This window comes from Paraglaciecola mesophila (genome assembly GCF_009906955.1).
Taxonomy (GTDB): Bacteria; Pseudomonadota; Gammaproteobacteria; order Enterobacterales; family Alteromonadaceae; genus Paraglaciecola; species Paraglaciecola mesophila_A.
In genome coordinates, this window is sequence record NZ_CP047656.1 from 4,262,845 (window position 1) to 4,286,456 (window position 23,612).

The following is a 23,612-nucleotide window of genomic DNA, read 5'->3' on the forward strand; positions in this document are numbered from 1 at the left end:
ATTCGCGAGCAGCGTATTTACCAAGAGAGAGTTTTATCCATGAGCGAGTCAACCATAGATGCACATACCACTGAATTTGGCTATTTTGATGATCAACAAAAGGAATATGTCATCACTACACCTTTTACCCCAACGCCGTGGATAAACTATTTAGGGAATGATGGCTTTTACGGCTTAATTTCAAATACGGCTGGGGGCTATAGCTTTTACCAAGATCCTAAATTCCGCCGGTTGACCCGTTATCGTTACAACAGCGTTCCGGTGGATACATCTGGCCGATATTTTTACTTAAAATGCGATGACCATATTTGGTCTGCGTCGGGACGGCCTGTACAGCAACAGCCAGAAAAATATGAATGTCGCCATGGTATGGGTTACAGCCGTTTCTTAGTGAGTCATCAAGAAATTGATTCTGAATTAACTTGCTTTGTCCCTTTGGGGGAAAAAGCTGAAGTTCACCGTTTAATCCTAAAAAATTCAGGCGAGCGACACAGGAAAATCAGTCTGTTTTCTTACATTGAATGGTGTTTGTGGAATGCTGAAGATGATGGCAGCAATTTTCAACGTAATTTGTCCACAGGTGAAGTAGAAGTTGAAGATGGTGTGATTTATCACAAAACAGAATTCAGAGAGCGTCGAAACCACTATGCGTTTTATTCAGTCAATCAACCCATCAGCGGTTTTGATACCGACAGAGAGTGTTTTTTAGGGCCTTACAGAGGAGTAGAAAATCCCGTGAGTGTCGAGCAGGGCAAGGCGACAAATTCTCATGCCCACGGTTGGTCACCCATTGCGTCCCATCATTTAGAAGTGGAACTCGCGCCAGGAGAGGAGCGTACATTAGTTTTTGTGTTGGGGTACTGTGAAGTGGCTAAAGAGAATAAATGGCAGTCGCCAGGTATCATTAATAAAGCCCCTGCGAGAGAAATGATAAATCGTTATAAAAGTCAGTATGATGTACAAAAAGCACTAACTGCATTGGCAACGCATTGGGATACTCTGCTCGGCAACTTTCGCCTCAATAGCCCTGATCCTAAGTTAAACCGTTCGCTTAATATTTGGAACCAATATCAGAACATGGTGACGTTTAATTTGTCACGCAGTGCGTCATTTTACGAGTCTGGTATTGGCCGTGGTATGGGGTTTAGGGATTCGAATCAAGATACCATTGGGTTCGCGCATATGGTGCCTGAAAAAGTCCGTGAGCGAATTTTGGACTTAAGCGCCACCCAAAAAAGCGATGGCTCGGCGTATCATCAATATCAGCCCTTGACCAAAAAAGGCAATGCAAATATTGGTGGCAACTTCAACGACGATCCTATGTGGATGGTGTTATCAACGGTCAATTACATAAAAGAGACTGGTGACTTTTCTATCTTAGATGAAAAAGTGGGGTTTGATGGAGATGTTTCAGAAGAGCCTAACCATTTTGAGCATTTAAGACGCGCTTTTGAGCACGTAGTCAATAATCTTGGTCCCCATGGTTTACCCTTGATAGGGCGAGCAGATTGGAACGATTGTCTAAATTTAAATTGCTTTTCTGAAGATCCAAATGAATCCTATCAAACGACTCAGCGCGGGAAGTCAGACGTGGCGGAGTCTTTGATGATCGCAGGGCAATTTGTGCTTTACGGGCAGGATTTTGTGCAATTATGCATTCAACTGGGCAAACGTGATTTAGCGCATAATGCGCAGCAACAAGTCGATAAAATGCGCGAAGCGGTGCTCGCTCATGGCTGGGACGGGCAGTGGTTTTTACGAGCGTATAACGCCAAGGGCGAAAAAATCGGTAGTCACGAGAACAAGGAAGGTAAAATATTTATTGAATCACAAGGTTTTTGCGTTATGGCGGGCATCGGAATTAAGGACGGCAAAGCGCGACAAGCGCTTGACTCAGTGGAGCAACGCTTAGCCACCCCACATGGGATCATGCTTAATCAGCCTGCATTTAGCACGTATGACAAACACCTAGGAGAAATCTCTTCTTACCCACCTGGTTACAAAGAAAATGCCGGAATATTTTGTCATAACAACCCGTGGATAATGGTCGCAGAGGCCATGCTTGGGCGCGGTGAGAAAGCACTGGAATACTTTGCCAGTATCTCACCAGCTTACTTGCAGCATATGCAACAGCAGCATAAAACAGAGCCCTATGTTTATAGTCAAATGATTGCCGGCAATGATGCGGCTACACCAGGGCAAGCTAAAAATTCATGGCTCACAGGCACCGCGGCTTGGTGTTACTACGCTGCAACTCAGTACATTTTAGGCATTAAACCTGATTATGCTGGATTGATCATTACGCCGAGTATTCCGGCTCATTGGCCAAGTTTTGTGGTTAGCCGCCGTTTTAGAAAAGCGCATTACTGTATTGAAGTAAACAACCCATATGGTTTGGGAGCAGGTAAGGTGCAATTAGAAATTGATGGTAAAGCAGTGGCGGGTAATTTAATAGATTATGCGCAGTTTAGCGGCGAACACCACATAACGGCGACAATCGTGCAAAGTTAGTTTGATAGCACTTGATACATGGACTTGACACGTTTCCTCAATCGCTCCCGCAAGGTTGTTTGCATGTGGGAGCGTTTTTCATAGGCGCCGCGCCTAAGAGCCAGTGTAGCTATTGTAAGCCTTGGTTCCCCACAGCGGAACGGTAGACAGGCTGTGTTTAAAACTTCCTGACGTCTCTTTGGTTGAATAAGACACGTACATTAGCGTTTGACTGCGAGGATCGAAAATACGGCGTATTTTCATGCTCTTAAAGAATACACTTTTAGATTTTTTAAACACAACGTCACCCGATGGCGATTTATCAATTTGAGCAATCATATCAGGGGTTATTTCACCCGTTTGACGACAGGCGATAGCGCTATCGGATGGGTCCGAGAAACTGAGATCTGCTTCGATACTGGCCACATGACATGTCACCCCACTGATAAGTGGATCCTGTAGGATATTTAATTTGATGTCTTTGGTGGTAAATAAACCTAAGCTTACGTCGCCAACTTCATTTGAATCACAGGCACTTAACAACAATAGACTGCCGAAAACCGATAGTACTTTTTTCATATTTTACTCACTAAAGGGATATTTCCTTTAGTGTAATGGATTCTGGCTGTGATAAATATCCTGTTATCAATCGACGGGCACTGGGCCAGTGCTTTGGCGTACGACAAGTGAAAATGGCAGCTCAACATATCTTGGCTTGTCCGTTTTACCGTGAAGTTGCTCTAATAACAGCTCAATACAGGCTTTCCCAATTTCCTCTAAAGGCTGATGAATAGTTGTCAGGGCGGGGGACATTAAGCGTGCGTAACGAATATCATCAAACCCCATGATGGAAATGTCTTGAGGTATACGAAAGCCGTTTTCTTGTAATGTACTCATCGCGCCAATAGCCATGTCGTCACTGAAGCAAAACACGGCAGTGGGTCTACGTCTTAATTTGAGTAATTGCTCCATGGCCCCCATACCTGAGTCTACGCCGTAGTCACCTCGAATAACTAATTGCTCGTCTACTTCAATACCAGCCTCGCTCAGAGCCATATGGTATCCAGCAAGTCGTTCAAGAGTGCTTGGTGTATCTCGTGGACCCATAACCGCAGCAATACGTTTGTGTCCAAGGCCGAGTAGATGTTCCACTGCAACTCGAGCGCCTGCGGTATTATCAATCATGACTTTGCTGATCCCATCGATAGGTATGGACTCACAGGAGTTCACAATGGGCGGAAGTTGTTTGGCTGCGGGCAGGTTTTTATTAAGATTAAAGGGCATGTGAAACGTAAATAATAGTACTCCATCGGCTTGCCCCGATTGAGCCATATTAGCATAGTGCTTTTCTCGCTCAGCTAAACCTTGTGTGTCACCAAGCAAAATAGAATAGCCCGCTTTTTGTGCTTCGCTTTCAATTGCTCGAATAATCCCCGCGTTTACTTGATTGGTGATATCCGGCATGACCACAATAATATTACCGCTTTTTTGGGTACGTAAATTGGCCCCAAAACGGCTGGGCGTATAACCCCCTTCTTCTACAGCTTTCATAACCTTTTTACGGGTTTCTTCACTCACGATATCTGGATTACGTAAAGTACGTGAAACAGTAGCGGGTGAGACACCGGATATAGCAGCAATGTCTTTTATGCCTAACTTTGCCAAAAAATTCTCTCTTACGGGAAATAGCATTAAGGGGTAGATTAACGTTAGCCAAGAAGACTGTAAACGTTTTCAATGCTGGTAAGAGCTGCTATTTATCGCTCGTTTTAAAAAATACTTTTATTTCAGATGGTTAGAAATAAATACAATGTTTATTGTTAACGAGATAAAGGTGAATGATCGCTTTTTCATTTGTATGATAAAACCGGAAGGGGCAGCATGGCCCTGAAACAATCTGGGCCATGCTGTGGGTAAATGCTTAGCAAACTTAAATGATGAGTTAACTAATATTTCCAAGCAGGTTGCTTTTCTTCAAACGCTTTTATTTTACTATCAAGTTCAAGCGTTTGGCCTATGGCATCGAGTCCCTTGATCAGGTTGTTCTTATGATGTACAGCGATATCAAAGGCAATGACCTGGTCATTAAAACGTACTTCTTGTTGAGGTAAATCGACGATGACCTGACAGGCCGGATCTTGCGCTACGGCCTCGAAAAGTGCATCTATTTCTGTGCTTTCGAGTTTAACGGGTAACAGGCTATTGTTGATGCAGTTACCGTAAAAAATATCAGCAAAGCTGGTGGCGATGACCACTTTGAAACCATAATCGTCAAGGGACCAAGGCGCATGTTCCCGGCTTGAGCCACAACCAAAGTTTTCACGGGTAAGTAAAATACTAGCACCTTGATGCTCAGGTTTGTTCAGCACAAAATCAGGGTTCGGTTCTTGTTCATGCAAATCTAAATAACGCCAATCATGAAATAGATGTTTTCCATAACCGCTTTTGGTTACCGACGTTAAAAATTGTTTAGGAATGATTTGATCGGTATCCACATTCGCTTGATTCAATGGCACCACATGGCCGGTATGAACGCTGATGCCAGTCGTTGCTGGGTTAGTTTGATTGCTCATGGTTATTCCTAATAATTAATCGTTGCCAACAAAGTCACGGGTGTCGGCGAAGTGACCAGCTAATGCTGCTGCAGCTGCCATTGCAGGGCTGACTAAGTGAGTACGAGCTCCGCGGCCTTGACGACCCTCAAAATTGCGGTTGCTGGTAGAAGCACAGCGATCGCCTTGACCTAAAATATCGTCATTCATACCCAAGCACATGGAACACCCAGGTAACCGCCACTCAAATCCTGCTTCAAGAAACACTTTATCTAGCTGCTCGGCTTCCGCTTGGGCTTTAACTGTCACTGAGCCAGGTACTACAATGGCAGTGACATGACTGGCAACTTTACCTTGCTTGGCAATTTCGGCTGCTGCGCGCATGTCCTCAATACGGCCATTAGTACATGAACCGATAAACACGTGATTGACGGTTAAGTCAGAGAGTTTTTGTCCGGCTTTTAGGTCCATGTATTTCAGTGCTTTTACTGCTGAATCACGGTCGATTGGGTCACTAAAGTTTTCTGGCGCTGGAATAGGTTGATTAACACCGATAACTTGGCCAGGGTTGGTCCCCCAAGTGACTTGTGGCGCGATGTCTTTGGCAGCAAGCTCAACAACTACATCAAAGTTAGCATCGGCATCAGACTTAAGGGTTTTCCAGTATGCCACTGCTGCATCCCAGTCAGCACCTTTAGGGGCGTACTCACGACCTTCAAGATATTCAAATGTCTTTTGGTCAGGGGCGATAAGCCCAGCCTTTGCACCAGCTTCGATGCTCATGTTGCACACCGTCATGCGCTCTTCCATGCTCAAGCCTTCGATGGTGTCGCCGCAATATTCAATCACGCAGCCGGTCGCGCCTGCATGACCAATTTTACCGATAATCGCCAAAATAATATCTTTAGCAGTCACGCCTAAGGGGCGGGCACCAGTGACTTCTACTTTCATGCATTTGGCTTTACTTTGCTTTAGGGTTTGAGTTGCAAATACATGCTCAACTTGCGACGTACCAATACCAAACGCTAACGCACCGAAAGCACCATGGGTTGCTGTGTGTGAATCACCGCACACAACCGTCATACCGGGTTTAATTAAACCTAGCTCAGGGCCCATCACATGGACGATACCTTGTTTTTGATGGCCTACTGGAAACAGTTCAATTCCGTTTGCTGCACAGTTATCCGCTAAGGTCTGTAGTTGTAGCTTATTTGCTGGGCCGCAAGCATCAATGGCTAACGAGCGGGTAGAAATGCTGTGATCCATAGTGGCAAATGTTAGGTCTGGGCGACGTACTTTACGTCCTTTTTGTACCAAACCGTCAAATGCTTGAGGGGAGGTGACTTCATGGATCAAGTGGCGATCGATATACAATAATGCATCGTCGCCGATTTCATCGACAATATGGGCCTGAAATATCTTGTCGTATAAGGTGGTACTCATCTGGTCTTTCCTTTATGCGTTTGCGCTGGCGATTATATTGGCTATGTAGTCGCCTACTTCACTGGTCGATTTGGCTTGGTCGCGGTTTTCCGGGCTTAGCAATTCACCGGTTAATACGCCGTCAGCTAACGTTTTTACCACTGCTGCGTCAATTGCGTCTGCGGCATCCGTTAGATTTAGGCTAAAACGCAGTAACATCGATGCTGATAAAATTTGCGCGATAGGGTTAGCGATCCCTTTACCTGCGATATCGGGTGCTGAACCGCCTGCGGGCTCATATAAACCGAAGTTGTCGCTGTTGATACTGGCAGATGGCAACAAGCCCATTGAGCCTGTGATCATGGCACACTCATCAGAGATTATATCGCCGAATAAGTTTGAACAGAGCATCACGTCAAAATCACCTGGGTAGCGCAATAACTGCATGGTCGCGTTATCAATGTAGATGTGTTCTAAGGTCACGTCTGGGTAGTCTTTAGCGACCTCTTCAGTCACTTCTCTCCATAAACGACTGCATACTAATACGTTGGCTTTATCTACCGAGGTAACCTTCTTGCCGCGTTTTTGTGCCGCTTCAAATGCACTAATGGCAATACGGCGAATTTCTTTTTTGCTGTAACGCATAGTGTCGTAGGCAAATTGTTCTTCGCCTTCCCCTTCTATGCCTTTAGGCTGGCCGAAGTAAATGCCACTGGTCAGTTCACGTACCACTAAAACATCAAAGCCGCTTGCTGCAATATCTGCACGCAGGGGAGAAAGCGACTCAAGGCCTGGGTAAATTTTCGCTGGACGTAAATTGCTGAACAAATCAAAGTGACCACGTAAAGCAAGCAGCGCTGCACGCTCTGGGCGTTCTTCTAGCGGAAGGCTATCCCATTTGGGGCCACCAATTGAGCCGAATAATATGGCTTGGGCGTCTTCACAGCCTTTTAAGGTTGCATCGGGCAGGGCTTTGCCGTGGTTATCAATGGCGATGCCGCCCACATCAAATTCGTTAAGGGTAAACGATACATTAAACTGCTGTTCGACCGCTGATAGTACTTTCTTTGCTTCTTGCATGACCTCTGGGCCAATTCCATCTCCCGCTAATACGGCAATGTTGTAATTCGACATGTGCTACTTAAACTCCGGCAGTTTGTGTTTGTTGCTTTTTCTGATGATCAATTTGATCGGCTAAATGGGTGTTGTTCAATACGTGTATCAATGCCTTAACACCTGATTCGACGATATCAGTGGCAAGACCAATACCGTTGAAGCGGCGGCCATTGTATTCAACAATGACGGACACCTGAGCCAGTGCATCTGCTCCTTCACCTTTTGAGTCCAGTTTGAAATCAACGATTTCAAGTTGTTCGTGGCCTAACACTTTGATGATGGCGTTGTATGCAGCGTCTACTGGACCGTTTCCTGTGCAAGACTCGATGATTTCTTCGTCGCCTACCTGTAATTTTACGGTTGCGCTAGGAATGATCTCTTTGCCTGAACTGGCTTGCAAATACAGTAACTTGTAGTGTTCGTCAGTAGGCTTTTGCTTATCAAAAAATAATAAAGCTTCCAAGTCGTAATCGAATACTTGGCCCTTCTTATCTGCTAATTTTACAAATGAAGCGTATAACGTATCCAAGTCATAGTCTTGGGCTTTATAACCAAGCTCTTCGAGTCGATGCTTGATCACATGACGGCCAGAGCGAGAAGTAAGGTTCAAGTTGTTTTTGTTTATTCCCACGCTTTCGGGGGTCATTATCTCATAGGTGTTCTGTGCTTTTAAGACACCATCTTGATGAATACCGGAAGAATGACTAAAAGCATTGGCTCCAACAATCGCTTTGTTTGATTGCACTGGCATATTACAAAGCTGGCTGACTAATTTTGACGTACGAGAAATCTCTTGGCTGCGGATATTGGTGTTCAAACCCAGCATGGCTTGACGGGTTTGCAAAATCATGGCGATTTCTTCTAATGAGCAGTTACCAGCACGTTCACCAATGCCATTGATGGTACATTCAATTTGGCGTGCTCCGTACTCCACAGCAACGAGTGAATTGGCAACGGCGAGTCCCAAGTCGTTGTGGCAATGTACCGATATGGTCGCTTTATCGATATTGGGTACGCGGTTGAACAAGTTTTGAATGATGCCGCCAAACTCAGTCGGCGTGGTATAGCCCACCGTATCGGGAATGTTTACGGTCGTTGCCCCAGCGCTAATTGCTGACTCGACCATACGGCATAGATAATCAATCGGCGTACGGCCAGCGTCTTCACAAGAAAACTCAATATCGTCAGTGTAACGCCCGGCATGTTTAATCGCTTTTACTGCCATGTTCACCACATCATCTTGTGACATGCGCAATTTATTGGCTACGTGAATATCTGAGGTGGCGATAAAGGTGTGGATCCGGAAATTTTCGGCAATATTTAATGCCTCACCGCAAGCATCTATGTCTTTTTCTAACGCGCGAGACAAGCCACAAACGGTAGCATTTTTGACTTCCCGGGCGATACTACGTACTGACTGAAAATCACCAGGGGATGAAACCGGAAAACCTGCTTCAATGATATCGACACCAAGTCGCTCTAACGCTAAGGCAATTTGTAGTTTTTCTTTCATACTCAAACTTGCAGCTAGCGCTTGTTCGCCATCACGTAATGTGGTGTCGAATATTTTGACTTGGTTGGACATGTGTTTTCCTCTTTGAATAATTCACGCTTGTTACAGCGCATAAACGAAAAAACCCGTGCTGCTAGGCACGGGTTTTTAGTTATTGTTTGCGTTTCGCTTACAACCTACCCGTGCAGTCTTGCTGCCAGCAGAAGTAGAGTTGATAGTAATAATGAAGTCATGTTATCTAAGCTCGAAACGTCAGTGCGGTATTTGTAACTCTTTGCGCCTTTTGCGTCAACCTTAGTTAACAAATTGGCATATAACAAATTAGCATATAAGTTTGATTTCTAACGGTTTAGCGGCTAGTCCGACCAGAGCCTGATGAAATCTGTAGACACAAAGGTAATTTATCGGAAGTTTTTCCAATTAATACTGCCCGACAACAGTAATTCACGCAGGGTCAACGTGCGTGGTTGGCCACGGCCCTTGTGGTTCCAAGTGTGGCCGCAGCACGCGGCGCTAAATACTGAGCGACTCGGACGTAACAATAGTTGCTGTGTGGCATTCGCAGGAACGAGATTGTGCATCGCTGCTTCTTGGGGCGCGCGGGTACCATCCATATTAAACCAGCCAAATTTGTTGCTATGAAGTAATTGCCTATCGATATCAATTCGATCGATGGAATCTAGCTCTAAATGTTCACCGTTCATGTTGTTGGTGTATACAGCAACGGGTAATCCGGAGCGTGCGTAGTGTGAAAACCACGTGCGCACCTTAGCGGGATCGTGTTTTTTAGCGATGCAAGTAGCACTTTGTTTGGTTTGCCAACTGGCGTTGTGCACATCGACTGTGAGCGGACCAGAGTGATGAATAAAATGATAAGCTGCGCGTTTGATGTGATGGCGTAAGCCACCGAGCTTGCGCTGTAATAAACTAATATTGCTAAATGGTTGCTGAGCTAGTGTCATTAATTCACGCTCATAAAGTGCATTGCAAATTTCGGCAAACTGAGTCTGCTGATGTGAGTCAGTGAATATATTTACTTGGGGCTGCGCAGGAGGCGTGACCATAAGAAATGAAGGGCAGCAAACGCTGCCCATATACATCAAAAGGCTTTAGTGTTTTGGCTAAAGCGCTTTCGATATAGGTCTTATTGACCTTTTATTTCTTTACGTCCGCCGTAGGTTGCTGCATCACCTAGTGCTTCTTCGATGCGCAATAGTTGATTGTACTTAGCAACACGGTCAGAACGACACAGTGAACCAGTTTTGATTTGGCCCGCTGCAGTACCCACTGCCAAATCAGCAATGGTTGCATCTTCTGTTTCGCCACTACGGTGAGAAATAACCGCTGTGAAACCAGCCTCTTGTGCCATGCGAATTGCTTCAAGAGTTTCAGTCAATGAACCGATTTGGTTGAACTTGATCAAAATCGAGTTGGCAACACCGTTGTCGATACCACGCTTAAGGATTTTAGTGTTAGTAACAAATAAGTCGTCTCCAACTAACTGTACTTTATCACCAATTTTCTTAGTTAAGCTCGCCCAGCCGTCCCAATCGCTTTCGTCTAGGCCGTCTTCAATTGAAATGATAGGGTACTTAGCAGAAAGATCCGCAAGGTAATCACCGAAAGTTTCTGAATCAAATACTTTACCTTCACCTTTAAGGTCATATTTACCATCTACATAGAACTCAGATGATGCACAATCAAGGGCTAAAGTAACGTCTTTATTCATTTCGTAGCCAGCATTTTCAACGGCTTGAATGATCACTTTAAGGGCTTCTTCGTTTGACGCAAGGTTAGGTGCAAAACCACCTTCGTCGCCTACTGCTGTGCTTAACCCTTTAGCAGATAACACTTTTTTCAAGCTATGGAATATTTCAGCACCCATGCGCAATGCTTCACGGAAGTTAGCTGCGCCTACTGGCTGCACCATGAATTCTTGAATATCAACGTTATTATCAGCGTGCTCGCCACCGTTGATGATGTTCATCATAGGTACTGGCATTGAGTATTTGCCCGCTGTGCCGTTAAGCTCAGAGATGTGCTGATACAAAGGAATTTGCTTATCAAGGGCTGCCGCTTTTGCTACAGCAAGAGAAACGGCCAAAATTGCGTTTGCACCGAATTTTTCTTTATTTTCAGTGCCATCTAAGTCGATCATAATTTGGTCAACTTTCTTTTGATCAAATGCACTGTTACCTATTAGAGCAGGCGCGATATCTTGATTTATTGCTGCGACTGCTTTTAATACACCTTTGCCTAAATAACGGCTTTTATCACCATCGCGTAATTCCAACGCTTCACGAGAACCAGTAGATGCCCCAGAAGGTGCAGTTGCTCTACCCATTACGCCTGATTCTAAATATACATCTGCCTCTACAGTGGGGTTACCACGAGAGTCCATGATTTCACGACCAATGATTTTACTGATATTTGACATAGTTGTTGCCTTGTTTAAAAAATTTAGCGTTTATCTGCGAGCAGATACTCTGAGTTTTCAATCGTTACTCTGCCTTGATTATGCGCGGGGCGTTATCCGCCCCCACGGTAACAGGCTCTAATTATTGTTTTTATAATATTCGCCCGCGGCTTTTACAAACCCTTCAAATAAAGGGTGACCGTCACGGGGTGTAGAGTTAAATTCTGGGTGGAATTGCCCAGCTACGAACCAAGGATGATCGCTTAGTTCGATGACTTCTACTAGACGTTTGTCAGTAGACAGACCAGTGACTTTCAATCCTGCGGTTTCTAACTTTTCGCGTAAGTTATTATTGACCTCATAACGATGGCGATGACGTTCGTATATTTCAGCTGAGCCATACAACTCGTAAACCTTGCTATCAGGAATTAGGTGACATAGTTGGCTGCCTAATCGCATAGTGCCACCTAAGTCTGATGCTTCAGAGCGCAGTGCTGTGCTGCCATCGGCATCTAACCATTCGGTGATCAAGCCTACTACAGGATAAGGAGTTTGTGGATCAAACTCTGAACTATTGGCATTTTCAAGGCCAGCTACGTTACGAGCAAACTCAATAATTGCCACTTGCATGCCCAAGCAAATACCTAAATAAGGTACTTTTTGCTCTCGCGCATATTTAGCGGCCGTTATTTTACCTTCAATGCCGCGCTCACCGAAACCGCCAGGCACTAAGATAGCATCTAAGCCGTTCAGGATTTGCTCACCTTTACTTTCAATATCTTGTGAGTCGACATAACGAATGTTGACGGTAAGACGATTCTTTAATCCCGCGTGTTTAAGCGCTTCATTAACTGATTTATAGGCATCAGGTAATTCAACGTACTTGCCAATCATACCTATGGTAACTTCGCCCACTGGGTTAGATTCTGCGTAAAGTACTTGCTCCCATTCGGTTAGGTCGGCTTCTGGGCACTCTAAACCAAAGCGTTGAACGACCAATTCGTCCATACCTTGGGCTTTAAGTGCGGCGGGTATTTTATAAATACTGTTCGCATCTTTTAACGAAATAACGGCTTTGTCGGCAACGTTAGTGAAAAGGGCGATTTTAGAGCGCTCATTTGATGGTAAGGCACTTTCTGAGCGGCAGACCAAAATATCAGGCTGAATACCAATTGAGCGCAACTCTTTCACAGAGTGTTGTGTCGGCTTGGTTTTTACTTCACCTGACACAGCAATGTAAGGCACCAATGTTAAGTGCATAAACATAGCGTGATCTCGACCGACTTCTGTACCGAGTTGACGAATGGCTTCTAAAAACGGTTGCGATTCGATATCACCCACCGTACCACCGATTTCAACAATGGCCACATCGACGCCTTCAGCGCCAGCAATGATACGACGCTTTATTTCATTGGTAATATGAGGAATAACCTGAATAGTTGCACCTAAATAATCACCACGACGTTCACGTTTAATCACCTCTTCATATACGCGACCTGTGGTGAAATTGTTACGTTTAGTCATACGGGTACGAATGAAGCGCTCGTAGTGACCTAAATCTAGGTCTGTTTCTGCGCCGTCGTCGGTGACAAACACTTCACCGTGCTGAATTGGGCTCATAGTGCCTGGGTCGACGTTAATGTATGGGTCGAGCTTGAGCATGGTCACATTGAGACCACGGGCTTCAAGAATAGCAGCGAGCGATGCAGCAGCAATGCCTTTACCAAGTGATGATACGACACCACCTGTGACGAAAATATAGTTTGTCATGAGTACCCTAAGGCGTTGGAGTTGAATGAGATTTTTTAATACTGAGGTTGCCTAGCTGCCTTAAAAAAGACGTGACATTATTCAGTACCGGACGGCGCAATAGTATACTTAATCCCTGCCGCTCAGACAATTGAAAACCGCCTTCGCTTTGCAAAAAATATACGGAAAATGAGATTTTAATGGTTTACACTGTTGACCAAATAGTCAAAGGATCAGCTTTATGGATAAAATGCGTCCCATTTTGGTTGTTGATGATGTTGAAGCCATCTGCACCTTTATTTGCACCGTATTACAAGGAAACGGATACGTGCATGTCGATATCGCCCATGACTCTGCAGAAGTCATGGCTCGGGTTTGTCGCAAAAAATATCAACTTATCCTAATGGATATCAAACTGCCTAAAGTGGATGGCTTGGAATTACTGAGCATTTTGCATGAAGAAATACCCGATGCAAAAATAGTCATGTGCTCTGCCGATACCTCAGAAGAAACCGTTAATCTTGCCTATGAAATAGGAGCGGTGGGTTTTTTAGAAAAGCCTGTCACCCCCATGAGTTTAATGAGTTTGATAGAGCGGCTGTAGGGAAAGTCTTTGTTTCCCCTACAAATACCTCGTGTTTTATCTCACCAGCTTTTTTAGTTGATAGAGATACTCAAGCGCCTGCTTAGGGCTTAGTTCATCTGGATCAATCGAATTCAGTAATTCTTCTGCTTCATTCGGTTGTGCCAACAGATCTAATTGAATTTCTTCTTTTTTATCGTGATCGCGCGTTTGCACAGTCGTAGTCGATATAGCGGGGGGCAGAGTTGTTTGAGTGCCGGTTTCAAGCTCATGTAACTTGCGTTTCGCTGCTTGCACCACTTGTTTGGGTACTCCAGCTAGCTGCGCGACCTGTAAGCCATAGCTTTTATTGGCCGCCCCATCTTGTACGGCATGCATAAAGCGAATGGTATCACCATGCTCGACTGCATCTAAATGCACATTGGCTAGCTCTGGAAGTGCCTCAGCTAAGCCGGTTAATTCAAAATAGTGTGTGGCGAAAAGGGTAAACGACTGTAATTTAGTGGCTAAGTATTCAGCACAAGCCCAAGCCAGTGACAGGCCGTCATAGGTACTGGTACCTCTGCCAATTTCATCCATCAACACCAAACTGTTGGCGGTTGCGTTATTCAGGATGTTTGCGGTTTCTGTCATTTCGACCATAAACGTTGAGCGGCCTGAGGCGAGATCATCCGATGCGCCGATGCGGGTGAATATGCGATCGATAGGGCCTATTTTTGCGTCTTGTGCAGGGATATAGCTGCCGATGTAAGCCATTAAAACAATGAGTGCTGTTTGGCGCATATAGGTTGATTTACCGCCCATGTTGGGACCGGTTATGACTAACATTCTGCGGCTCGGGTTAACCTCAATGGGGTTGGCAATAAAGGGGGCGTCTGAAACTTGTTCTACCACAGGATGACGGCCCTGACTAAAGTGAATACCAGTTTGAGGGCATAAATCAGGGCAGTGGTAATCTAAGCTTTCGGCACGTTCAGCTAAATTTGCTAGCACATCCAATTCTGCCAAGGCATCAGCACTTTGCATGAGCTCAGTTAATTGGGGTAAGAGTAAATCGAAAAGCTCATCGTATAGTTTTTTCTCAAGTGCCAATGAGCGGCTTTGGCTACTGAGCACATTGTCTTCGTGCTCTTTAAGCTCAGGAATAATATAGCGTTCATTATTTTTCAGCGTTTGGCGGCGAACATATTCCACCGGTACTAAATCCGATTGGCTGCGACTAACTTCAATAAAGTAGCCATGCACACGGTTGTAACCCACTTTGAGACTGGCGATGCCGGTGCGCTCTTTTTCCCTCTGCTCTAGTTCTTCTAAATAATCGGTGGCCCCTTTCGACAGGGCACGCAGATGATCTAGCTCTTCGTTATAGCCTTCTTTAATCACGCCGCCGTCACGGATCAACACGGGAGGAGTATCAATAATGGCTCGCTCTAACAGATCGGCAAAGTCTGGGTATTGGCTAATTTGTTGTGCTAACTGAAATAAGCCATTCTGCTGTGAGTTATCGCTAAGACCACTAACTTCATGTTCTAGATAGTGTTGAATATCAGGCAATAGTGCGAATGCTTGGCGCAAACGTGCAAAATCTCGGGGGCGCGCGCTACGCAGGGCTAAGCGCGCCAGTACACGCTGCATGTCACCGATTTTTTTCAGGGCGTCTTGTAATTGAGGATAGGGAGAGTCCATCAAGCCTTGAATATTACGCTGGCGTTTTTTAAGCACAGTCACGTCAGTTAGTGGCCTGTGGATCCAGCGCTGCAATAAACGACTGCCCATAGATGTCGAGGTTTTATCCAGTATACTTGCTAGGGTGTTTTCTGTGCCGCCAGATAGGTTCAGTGTAAGTTCGAGGTTTCGTCTGGTGGCCGCATCCATCACAACTGTGTCGTTATGAGCTTCGAGCACAATTCGGTCAATGTGGGGCAGGGCAGAGCGTTGAGTATCTTTAATATACTGCATCACGCAGCCTGCAGCGCATATACCTATTTGATGGTTCTGTACGCCGAAACCCGATAATTCATTGGTACCGAATTGGCTGGTAAGCTGGCTGGTGGCAGTTTGCAAATCGAATTCCCACTGAGGTCGGCGACGTAGCCCTTTGCGTTGTTCAATCAAGTGACCGTAAGCAAAGTCATCTGGGTATAAAAGCTCTACAGGATTCGTACGTTGAAGCTCAGCCGCTAGGGCTTCTTCACCGTTAAGTTCACATAAAGTGAAGCGTCCGCTGGTTACATCTAAAGTGGCAAAACCAAATACCAATGTTTGGTTGCTTTTTTGTACAGGGCAAAAGACAGCGGCTAAGATGTTGTCTTGTTTGTCATTAAGCAATGCTTCGTCTGATACCGTGCCGGGTGTAACAATACGTTGCACCTTGCGTTCTACAGGGCCTTTGCTGGTAGCAGGATCGCCAACTTGTTCAACAATGGCCACTGATTGGCCCATTTTAACCAAGCGGGCCAGATAGTTTTCAACCGCATGATAAGGTACGCCCGCCATGGGAATGGCGTTACCGCCGGATTTCCCTCTGGCGGTAAGAGAGATATCCAGTAATTCTGAGGCCTTTTTAGCATCGTCAAAAAAGAGTTCGTAAAAATCACCCATACGATAAAATAACAGGATATCAGGATGCTCAGCTTTAATTTTCAAATATTGCTGCATCATAGGAGTATGCTGCTGCAAAGATGAAGAGGTTGTCGATGCTGATGTGTTCGTTTTTGGCATGGAATACGGCACTCTTGTTTATCTGGTGGTTACTCAGGTGGTGTATCGAGAAGTAACGTTAACGCTTTGTTTAGCTTTTAATGTTTGGCATGCTTACGGGACTCGCTATGTCTTTGTTAGCGTGTCAGACAACCCGGTAATGGATGTAAAATATGACAAACAATTCAATTTTTTTAGCACAACAACTCGGTGAACAACTGCAGCAATTAGGCTGGAGTGTTACCTGTGCTGAGTCATGTACTGGAGGGGGCATAGGATACGCCATCACAAGTACATCTGGAAGCTCAAGCTGGTTCAAAAGTGGTTATATTACCTACTCGAATGAAGCAAAGCAGAGCATGCTAGGTGTGAGCGAGCAAACCTTAGCCAAATTTGGTGCGGTATCCCAAGCTGTGGTGGAGCAAATGGCATTGGGTGCGACTAATGCTGCAAAGGCTAATGTTGCTGTTTCCGTTAGCGGAATAGCGGGCCCTGACGGTGGAAGCGCCGAAAAACCTGTGGGGACGGTTTGGTTCGGGTTTGCAATAAATGGCGATGTATCTGCGGTTTGTCAGTGCTTTTCTGGCGACCGGCATGAGGTACGCTCAAAAGCGATTGAATATGCATTAAACCAGCTTAGCAGCCTATTGAAATCTTGATCGCAAGTACGCGGATATGACACTTGATCAAGATTATTTAGAAAGTGGCTACTGCCTTGTGAAACACTTTATACATGGGGCTGAATTGAGTGCGCTGCGAGAAATTGCATTGCGGTTTAAAGCTAGCTGGATAGATACCAATCGAGAGTTTTACTCAACGAGGGCGGTTAATGCCGCCTATTTAACCAATGGCGAGCATATTAATGAAGCGGATAGACTAAGCCTGTTTCAGTTAATTGCTTCTAAGAAGTTGCGGCTTCAACTTAAAAAGGTATTTCGCCAATCACCTGCTTTTATGAATACTCAGTTATTTTTTAACCCATATAACAAGAAACAGAAGAATTACTGGCATAGAGATCCTCAATATCATTTAAATATAGAGCAGCAAAAGCGAGCATTGCAGGGAGCTGATGTCGTGCATTTTAGAATTGCGCTTAAGGATGAGCCAGGCATTGAACTTGTACCAAAAAGTCATAAAAATTGGGACAGCGAAGAAGAACTCTCAGTACGAATGCAAACAAACGGAAGGGTGAACAGTGATGATCTTAGCTCTGGAAAGCTTATCCCGTTGCAGGCAGGGGACTTGCTGATCTTTTCAGCTAATATGATCCATCGAGGCGTATACGGCTTGAACAGATTGTCTTTAGATATTTTACTCTGCGACGCGGTCCCTAAGTTGTTAGAATTCGCTCAAGAGGACTGTTTACCTCAGCTACAGGTGTTGAAGTATCTAACTCACCCTGAGGTGTTTGAATTGACAAGAAAAATAAAGAGTAATCATTAAATTCATTGAATAACATGTGCGTCGTAATATACCGGACACATGAAGCGACTCACTTTTATTGAGGAATTAGTATGTTAGCAACAGGTACGTTTGAAGTGGATTTATCACCACAGGATGACAAAACTGCGCCAGCAGGGCGTATGTTGATAGATAAAGCCTATGTTGGAGATTTGGTTGGCACAGGGGCTGGGCAAATGATCAGCAAGCGTACTGAAAATGGTGTCGCTATTTACTTTGCCATAGAAGAAGTCACAGCAACCCTCGACGGAAAAGCGGGTCAGTTTACTTTGTTGCACAGAGGGAAAATGTCAGCTCAAGAACAGTCGTTGGACATAAGTATTTTAGAAAGCTCGGGTAGTGGCGAGTTAAGTTCAATTAGCGGTAGGATGCGTATTATTCAGCTAGACGGCAAGCACAGCTATGAATTGGATTATGCGTTTTAGTTCATTGCTATTTTGTTTATTTATCAGTTCCCTTGAAATGAAGAAATGTGTAGAGAGAAACTCATGAAAAAGATAACCGGTAGTTGTTTATGTGACACTGTGCGCTTTGAATGTGATGATTCAATCGAAAGCTTTCATTTGTGTCATTGTACTCAGTGCCAAAAAGTAACGGGGTCTGCTCATGCATCCAATTTATTTACCGCGGCGAGCAATATTCAGTGGTTAAAAGGCAGTGCCAGCATTAAGCGCTACAATGTGCCGGGCCGAACCATTTCAAACGCCTTTTGTGCTAAATGTGGCAGCGCCTTGCCTTATGTTTCACTGTCGGGGAAAGCGCTGGTGATTCCGGCTGGTTGTTTAGACGTAGCACCTGATATTCAACCCTCAAGCCACATATTTTACGCCGAACGAGCACCTTGGCTGGAATCCGCTTCAGATTGTTTGAAGTACGATTCAACCCCTAAGTAAAGTTGACTAAACGGGAAAACACCGTGGTGAGTCATCTCGGGGGTGAGTATTAAATGAAGTAAACATGTGATGTCATTCTCTTTTATAATCCTGTTATTTCACCAAGTCGCGCCTGTTACTTCACTAAGTCGCGCAACAACTCATTCTTAAAGCCTTTTATTTATAGAATGCAAAAATTTTCTGAAAGCGACTTGTAACTGTATGGTTGTACAGTATACTACGCCCATATAACTTCAATTATCTGTGTCGATTTAGACTTGAACCAAGTGTAAGTACACGGGCTGAACCATAGGACATACTGATGGACGATAACAAAAATCGCGCGCTTACTGCAGCGCTTGGTCAAATCGAAAAACAATTCGGTAAAGGCGCAATCATGCGCTTGGGGGATAACCAGGCGATGGATATTGAGGCTGTATCTACAGGTTCACTGACCATCGATATCGCATTAGGCATAGGTGGATTACCTTGTGGGCGTGTTGTTGAGATATACGGCCCTGAGTCATCGGGTAAAACCACCTTGACTCTACAAGCCATTGCTGAAGCGCAAAAAATGGGTAAAACCTGTGCATTCGTTGATGCTGAGCACGCACTTGACCCGGTTTATGCGGGTAAACTGGGGGTGAATATTGATGACTTACTTGTGTCACAGCCTGACACCGGTGAGCAAGCGCTAGAAATTTGCGATATGTTAGTTCGCTCTGGTGCGGTAGATGTGGTTGTCGTTGACTCTGTTGCAGCTCTAACACCTAAAGCAGAAATTGAAGGTGACATGGGGGATTCTCATGTTGGCTTGCAAGCTCGTTTGATGTCACAGGCTTTGCGTAAACTCACTGGTAATATCAAACGCTCGAATACCTTGGTTATTTTCATCAACCAAATTCGCATGAAAATCGGTGTTATGTTTGGCTCACCAGAAACCACTACGGGTGGCAACGCGCTTAAGTTCTACGCATCCGTTCGTTTAGATATCCGTCGTATCGGTGCGATTAAAGACGGTGACGAAGTGGTCGGTAATGAAACCAGAGTTAAAGTGGTTAAGAACAAGGTGGCTCCTCCTTTCAAGCAAGCTGAATTCCAGATAATGTATGGTCAAGGTATCTGTAAAGAAGCTGAGTTGATTGATTTGGGTGTTAAGCAAAAGCTGGTAGAAAAAGCCGGCGCTTGGTACAGCTATAATGGTGAGCGTATCGGTCAAGGTAAAGCTAATGTAGTGAAATATCTAAAAGAGCATACAGATATGGCTAACGATATTGAACAGAAACTGCGGGCAGAGCTGTTATTGAAAAAAACAGTTAAAGCTGATGAGCCGGTCAAAGTTGACGAAGAATAAAGCTGACGAAGAATAAAGTTGAAGAAGAATAAAGCTGCATTCAAATGATTAGCTGACAATTTTTAGCAAATATATAAAACCGCCGAATGGCGGTTTTTTGTTAGTACTGTGAACGATTAAGGCGCTAATACCATCCACGTTAATAAATGATCACTCAGCGAGCGTTTAAAAGAACTCACACTCGCATGCAAGGAATGCCTCAGCGGCTTTTGCTCTGTGTTCTCACTATTTGAAAGGGAACAGCCAGTACTATATAGCTACATAGCGACGCCTTTATAAAAAACGCTGGATGCATTCTGAGGGGCAATTATTAATGGGGATTGGTATAACACAAGGCGTGCTATAAGTATGTCCCACATTTATTATTTACAGCGCACTAAAGAGAAAGTCTGAGCCTAACCCTAGAGTTTTGTTGTTCGGCGTTTTATCAACTCCAGTGGAGAGCGTTGGTTTTGTGGCATGAGAGGAAGCGTAGTTACATACACAATAACTCTGTGCTGACACTTAGCGCGCTAGAACTGAACAAGTGAGTTTCGCTACGCACTGTTACTCAAAAGAGGCGGACTATGGTAAGCGCGCAGTGACGGGCTTTAGGGTAGTCGCTAGCAGTATATAAAATGGCCTAATATAAAGCGCGTTTAATATGCCCCTTTTATTAACCGGACCGAATGCACCTTTTGAGTGATTAAAAATTGATAAATTTGTTGTCAGCATAATTTACAAGATCACTTATTAAGAATAAGCTGAATTTTATTACCCTATGATTTATATGTATTTTTTAATATTGGCACGCTAAGTGCTTTTATCTAGCCAAGCAGGTAGTGTGATAAGTCGCGAGCAGTATTATTTGCAATATCAATTTCGCTGGTACATTAATTCGTTTAGAGGGATATACATTATGAAAAACTTTTTTAGTTCAAAAAAATTCGTTTCTACAGCTGCGCTACTTGCAATCGTAGCAAGCTCACAAGTAAGCGCTGCATCTATTAGTTTTGGTGGCGTAGCTGCAGGCGATGACTCAGGTCTTACAAGTGAGTTCTTGGCAGACCCATCACATGCAATGAACGATGGGGCAAATGGCTTCTTCGTTGAAACGTTCGACGTAGCCACAGCCGTTGACGGTGCAGGCCCTGGTGATACACAATATAACGCTGCAGGCGCAGCGGGCGCTGGTTGTGCAGTTAATGGTACAGGTAGTGGCATTGTTATTACCTCAAGCACAAACGGTTTTGGTGTACGTAACGATGACGTAAACAATGGCGCTGCGGCACCTGCGAACGACAACACATGTTACGGTCATACTCCTGCTATCGGTGGTGATCTTCCAGCTTGGGTTGAAATTGATTACTCTGCATTCTTAGCATCTCAAGGCGACTTCGGTATTACTTACCTTGGTTTCTACTGGGGTTCTATTGATGAATACAACACATTTAGTTTCTTCTCTGGTGATGATTTAGTTACTGAGATTGATGGTGAAACATTAACAAATGCTGCTAACGCGGGTAACCAAACAGACCCTGCTACTAACCGTTATGTAAACATTGATTTCTCATTCGCTGACGCGTTCGATAGAGTACGTATCTCTACAACTGGTATCGCCGGTGAATTCGATAACATCGTTATCGGTTTAGCTAGTCGTCCGGTTCCAGCTCCAGCTGGTTTAGCTTTCCTAGGTTTAGGTTTGCTAGGTCTTAGCTTCAGCAGAAAATTCAAAAAATAAGTTAGTCTTAACTTAATGTAAAAAAAGCCGACATGTTCGGCTTTTTTTGTGTTCAAAGGAAAATAAATAAATATTTTATAATGCCTTCAGCTTTGCTCAGTAATGATTGTTAAGCCCATAAGCCCATAAGCCCATAAGCCCATAAGCCCATAAGCCCATAAGCCCAGAAGCCCATAAGCCCATAAGCCCATAAGCCCATAAGCCCATAAGCCAAATCAGTTTCTTATCCGTTAGCTTGTAATAAGCCGCATATTATCTACGACCTAATGTGAATAGACTTTGATCAGGAAGGTGTTAAAGTTATCAATAAGATAATTGCTCACGACTTTCCTGTCGAAGGTGCTAGGTAATGAAATTAGAAATTGAAAAAAGAAATATTGACGGCTTGAGCTATGAAGAATTCGTCAACTCATATTTGCTCCCCGAGAAACCGATAGTTATCCGCGGCGTTAATACTTTTGATTCTGCAATGCTTACTCCTGAATATGTTGTTGAAAATTTCAGTGATGAAAATAAAAGAGAAGCAGGGTGGTTCGACTCCGATTTAGTAGATGATGGACCGATCCGCATTCCTGATTTAGTCAAATCCTTGTTAGCTAGAGAAGATATGTCTGTGCGAAAGTCTCCCATGCGTTTGTTTATGCAACCAGGGGGGCATGTGACATTACCTCACTACGATGGCAATAGTTTGCATGGACTTAATCAGCAAGTCATTGGCAAAAAGCGCTGGATACTGACTTCCCCTAATACACCTCTGCCTAATATTCCTTTCATGTTCGCCGGTTCTGTTGGTAAAGACTTTACTTACGACCCTGACAAATATGATTTTTATGATTTTCATACTGAAAGTGGGGATTTACTATTTTTACCACGTTACTGGTATCACGAAGTACACTCGATTGCTCAGGTAAATTTGAATTTAAATTGGGTGATGACCCCAAGAACACCGAATGAATCTAGTATATTAGGGCGTAGAGAAGTAGAAATTGTTAAACTAAGAAATTCTATGCCTATGATAAACAAGGCTTTCTTTCCTGATGAGTTTTCTAGTTACGGCGGTCAGGGCAAAGAACTGATAGACACTTATAGTAAAAATGTAGGCACATCTAGAATGTTAGGCCGGTTATTAAAAGAGCTGTGTGGTTACCCGCGATTACTCTTTCTAGCGACTCAGATAAAAAGTAGAGCAGACGACTTTTCTAAAAATAATTTTAAAGTTAAATAGAATTGTTTAGTGGCTAGGTTAGTAGATCATATAACTGTGTGTAAAGCATGTTAGAAAAAGTAAATTCTTAGTGTATTTACACCTTTTTCGACACCTTGTTATAGTCTTTTGCCCAGCTTTCGGGGAATTTTCCTTGTAGCACATATGAAAAGCTGATGAGTTCTGCGATAACATGGTAAAGCTCTTCAGGGATTTCTTGGCCTAAGTCGAGGCTTGCTAGAAATTCGCTTAAATAGGGGTCTTCATGAATCAATACGCCGCTTTGTTTTGCTAGCGCGATAATCTCATCTGCCAATTCACCAAAGCCTTTCGCAACCACTTGCGGGGCATTTTTTTTATCACCTTCGTGATGTTTTAAGGCAACTGCACTTTTCGCCTTTTGAGCGTCTTTGTTATTATCTGTCACATTAATCCTTTTAAAATGGTTTCAAACTAAAGG

General features: G+C 44.2%; 20 protein-coding genes. 9 read left to right on the forward strand and 11 right to left on the reverse strand.

Going from position 1 to position 23,612, the window contains the following annotated elements; translation table 11 throughout:
- The first annotated feature begins 39 nt into the window (after positions 1 to 39).
- On the forward strand, positions 40 to 2,511 hold the full coding sequence (locus FX988_RS18110; RefSeq protein ID WP_160181489.1) for a GH36-type glycosyl hydrolase domain-containing protein: 2,472 nt from the start codon (positions 40 to 42) through the stop codon (positions 2,509 to 2,511).
- Positions 2,512 to 2,604: 93 nt separating this feature from the next.
- Here the strand turns inward: FX988_RS18110 and FX988_RS18115 are convergent, their stop codons facing one another.
- From FX988_RS18115 to FX988_RS18155, 9 genes are all read right to left on the reverse strand, one after another.
- Positions 2,605 to 3,069: a CreA family protein gene (locus FX988_RS18115; protein WP_160181490.1), complete on the reverse strand. Its 465-nt coding sequence runs from the start codon at positions 3,067 to 3,069 to the stop codon at positions 2,605 to 2,607.
- Between the two features lie 66 nt (positions 3,070 to 3,135).
- Positions 3,136 to 4,155, reverse strand: coding sequence for a LacI family DNA-binding transcriptional regulator (locus tag FX988_RS18120; RefSeq protein WP_160181491.1), 1,020 nt, complete (start codon positions 4,153 to 4,155; stop codon positions 3,136 to 3,138).
- A 281-nt stretch (positions 4,156 to 4,436) separates the two neighbouring features.
- Positions 4,437 to 5,063 carry a 3-isopropylmalate dehydratase small subunit gene (gene leuD / locus FX988_RS18125; protein WP_160181492.1) on the reverse strand — a complete coding sequence of 209 codons (627 nt, stop codon included), beginning with the start codon at positions 5,061 to 5,063 and terminating at the stop codon, positions 4,437 to 4,439.
- A 15-nt stretch (positions 5,064 to 5,078) separates the two neighbouring features.
- The gene (leuC, locus tag FX988_RS18130; RefSeq protein ID WP_160181493.1) at positions 5,079 to 6,485 is read right to left on the reverse strand and encodes a 3-isopropylmalate dehydratase large subunit; all 1,407 of its coding nucleotides are present in this window, start codon (positions 6,483 to 6,485) and stop codon (positions 5,079 to 5,081) included.
- Positions 6,486 to 6,497: 12 nt separating this feature from the next.
- Positions 6,498 to 7,598, reverse strand: a complete 1,101-nt coding sequence (leuB, locus tag FX988_RS18135; protein ID WP_160181494.1) for a 3-isopropylmalate dehydrogenase — start codon at positions 7,596 to 7,598, stop codon at positions 6,498 to 6,500.
- Between the two features lie 7 nt (positions 7,599 to 7,605).
- Complete coding sequence (leuA, locus tag FX988_RS18140; RefSeq protein ID WP_008305672.1) at positions 7,606 to 9,165, reverse strand: 2-isopropylmalate synthase; 1,560 nt, start codon at positions 9,163 to 9,165, stop codon at positions 7,606 to 7,608.
- Positions 9,166 to 9,494: 329 nt separating this feature from the next.
- Positions 9,495 to 10,157, reverse strand: a complete 663-nt coding sequence (locus tag FX988_RS18145) for a hypothetical protein (RefSeq protein ID WP_160181495.1) — start codon at positions 10,155 to 10,157, stop codon at positions 9,495 to 9,497.
- An 80-nt stretch (positions 10,158 to 10,237) separates the two neighbouring features.
- The gene (gene eno / locus FX988_RS18150) at positions 10,238 to 11,530 is read right to left on the reverse strand and encodes a phosphopyruvate hydratase (protein ID WP_160181496.1); all 1,293 of its coding nucleotides are present in this window, start codon (positions 11,528 to 11,530) and stop codon (positions 10,238 to 10,240) included.
- A gap of 117 nt (positions 11,531 to 11,647) precedes the next feature.
- The gene (locus FX988_RS18155; RefSeq protein ID WP_160181497.1) at positions 11,648 to 13,279 is read right to left on the reverse strand and encodes a CTP synthase; all 1,632 of its coding nucleotides are present in this window, start codon (positions 13,277 to 13,279) and stop codon (positions 11,648 to 11,650) included.
- Positions 13,280 to 13,499: 220 nt separating this feature from the next.
- Between FX988_RS18155 and FX988_RS18160 the strand changes: the two genes are divergently transcribed.
- Positions 13,500 to 13,862, forward strand: a complete 363-nt coding sequence (locus tag FX988_RS18160; protein WP_160181498.1) for a response regulator — start codon at positions 13,500 to 13,502, stop codon at positions 13,860 to 13,862.
- 36 nt (positions 13,863 to 13,898) lie between these two features.
- Here FX988_RS18160 and mutS read toward each other — a convergent pair whose 3' ends face one another.
- On the reverse strand, positions 13,899 to 16,562 hold the full coding sequence (gene mutS, locus FX988_RS18165) for a DNA mismatch repair protein MutS (protein ID WP_160181499.1): 2,664 nt from the start codon (positions 16,560 to 16,562) through the stop codon (positions 13,899 to 13,901).
- Between the two features lie 152 nt (positions 16,563 to 16,714).
- Here mutS and pncC point away from each other — a divergent pair, with 152 nt between their 5' ends.
- From pncC to FX988_RS18200, 7 genes are all read left to right on the forward strand, one after another.
- Positions 16,715 to 17,200 (forward strand): nicotinamide-nucleotide amidase, encoded by a 486-nt coding sequence (pncC, locus tag FX988_RS18170; RefSeq protein WP_160181500.1) that lies wholly within the window; start codon positions 16,715 to 16,717, stop codon positions 17,198 to 17,200.
- A gap of 16 nt (positions 17,201 to 17,216) precedes the next feature.
- Positions 17,217 to 17,984 (forward strand): phytanoyl-CoA dioxygenase family protein, encoded by a 768-nt coding sequence (locus FX988_RS18175; protein WP_160181501.1) that lies wholly within the window; start codon positions 17,217 to 17,219, stop codon positions 17,982 to 17,984.
- Positions 17,985 to 18,055: 71 nt separating this feature from the next.
- A complete protein-coding gene (locus tag FX988_RS18180; RefSeq protein WP_160181502.1) occupies positions 18,056 to 18,427 on the forward strand; it encodes a DUF3224 domain-containing protein in 372 nt (123 codons plus the stop codon).
- A 63-nt stretch (positions 18,428 to 18,490) separates the two neighbouring features.
- Complete coding sequence (locus FX988_RS18185; protein ID WP_254700660.1) at positions 18,491 to 18,895, forward strand: GFA family protein; 405 nt, start codon at positions 18,491 to 18,493, stop codon at positions 18,893 to 18,895.
- A gap of 301 nt (positions 18,896 to 19,196) precedes the next feature.
- Positions 19,197 to 20,228, forward strand: coding sequence for a recombinase RecA (gene recA, locus FX988_RS18190; RefSeq protein WP_160181504.1), 1,032 nt, complete (start codon positions 19,197 to 19,199; stop codon positions 20,226 to 20,228).
- Between the two features lie 898 nt (positions 20,229 to 21,126).
- Positions 21,127 to 21,948, forward strand: a complete 822-nt coding sequence (locus FX988_RS18195; protein WP_013753123.1) for a hypothetical protein — start codon at positions 21,127 to 21,129, stop codon at positions 21,946 to 21,948.
- A gap of 349 nt (positions 21,949 to 22,297) precedes the next feature.
- Positions 22,298 to 23,173, forward strand: coding sequence for a JmjC domain-containing protein (locus tag FX988_RS18200; RefSeq protein ID WP_160181505.1), 876 nt, complete (start codon positions 22,298 to 22,300; stop codon positions 23,171 to 23,173).
- A gap of 76 nt (positions 23,174 to 23,249) precedes the next feature.
- Here FX988_RS18200 and FX988_RS18205 read toward each other — a convergent pair whose 3' ends face one another.
- On the reverse strand, positions 23,250 to 23,579 hold the full coding sequence (locus FX988_RS18205) for an EscU/YscU/HrcU family type III secretion system export apparatus switch protein (RefSeq protein WP_160181506.1): 330 nt from the start codon (positions 23,577 to 23,579) through the stop codon (positions 23,250 to 23,252).
- Positions 23,580 to 23,612 lie beyond the last annotated feature (33 nt).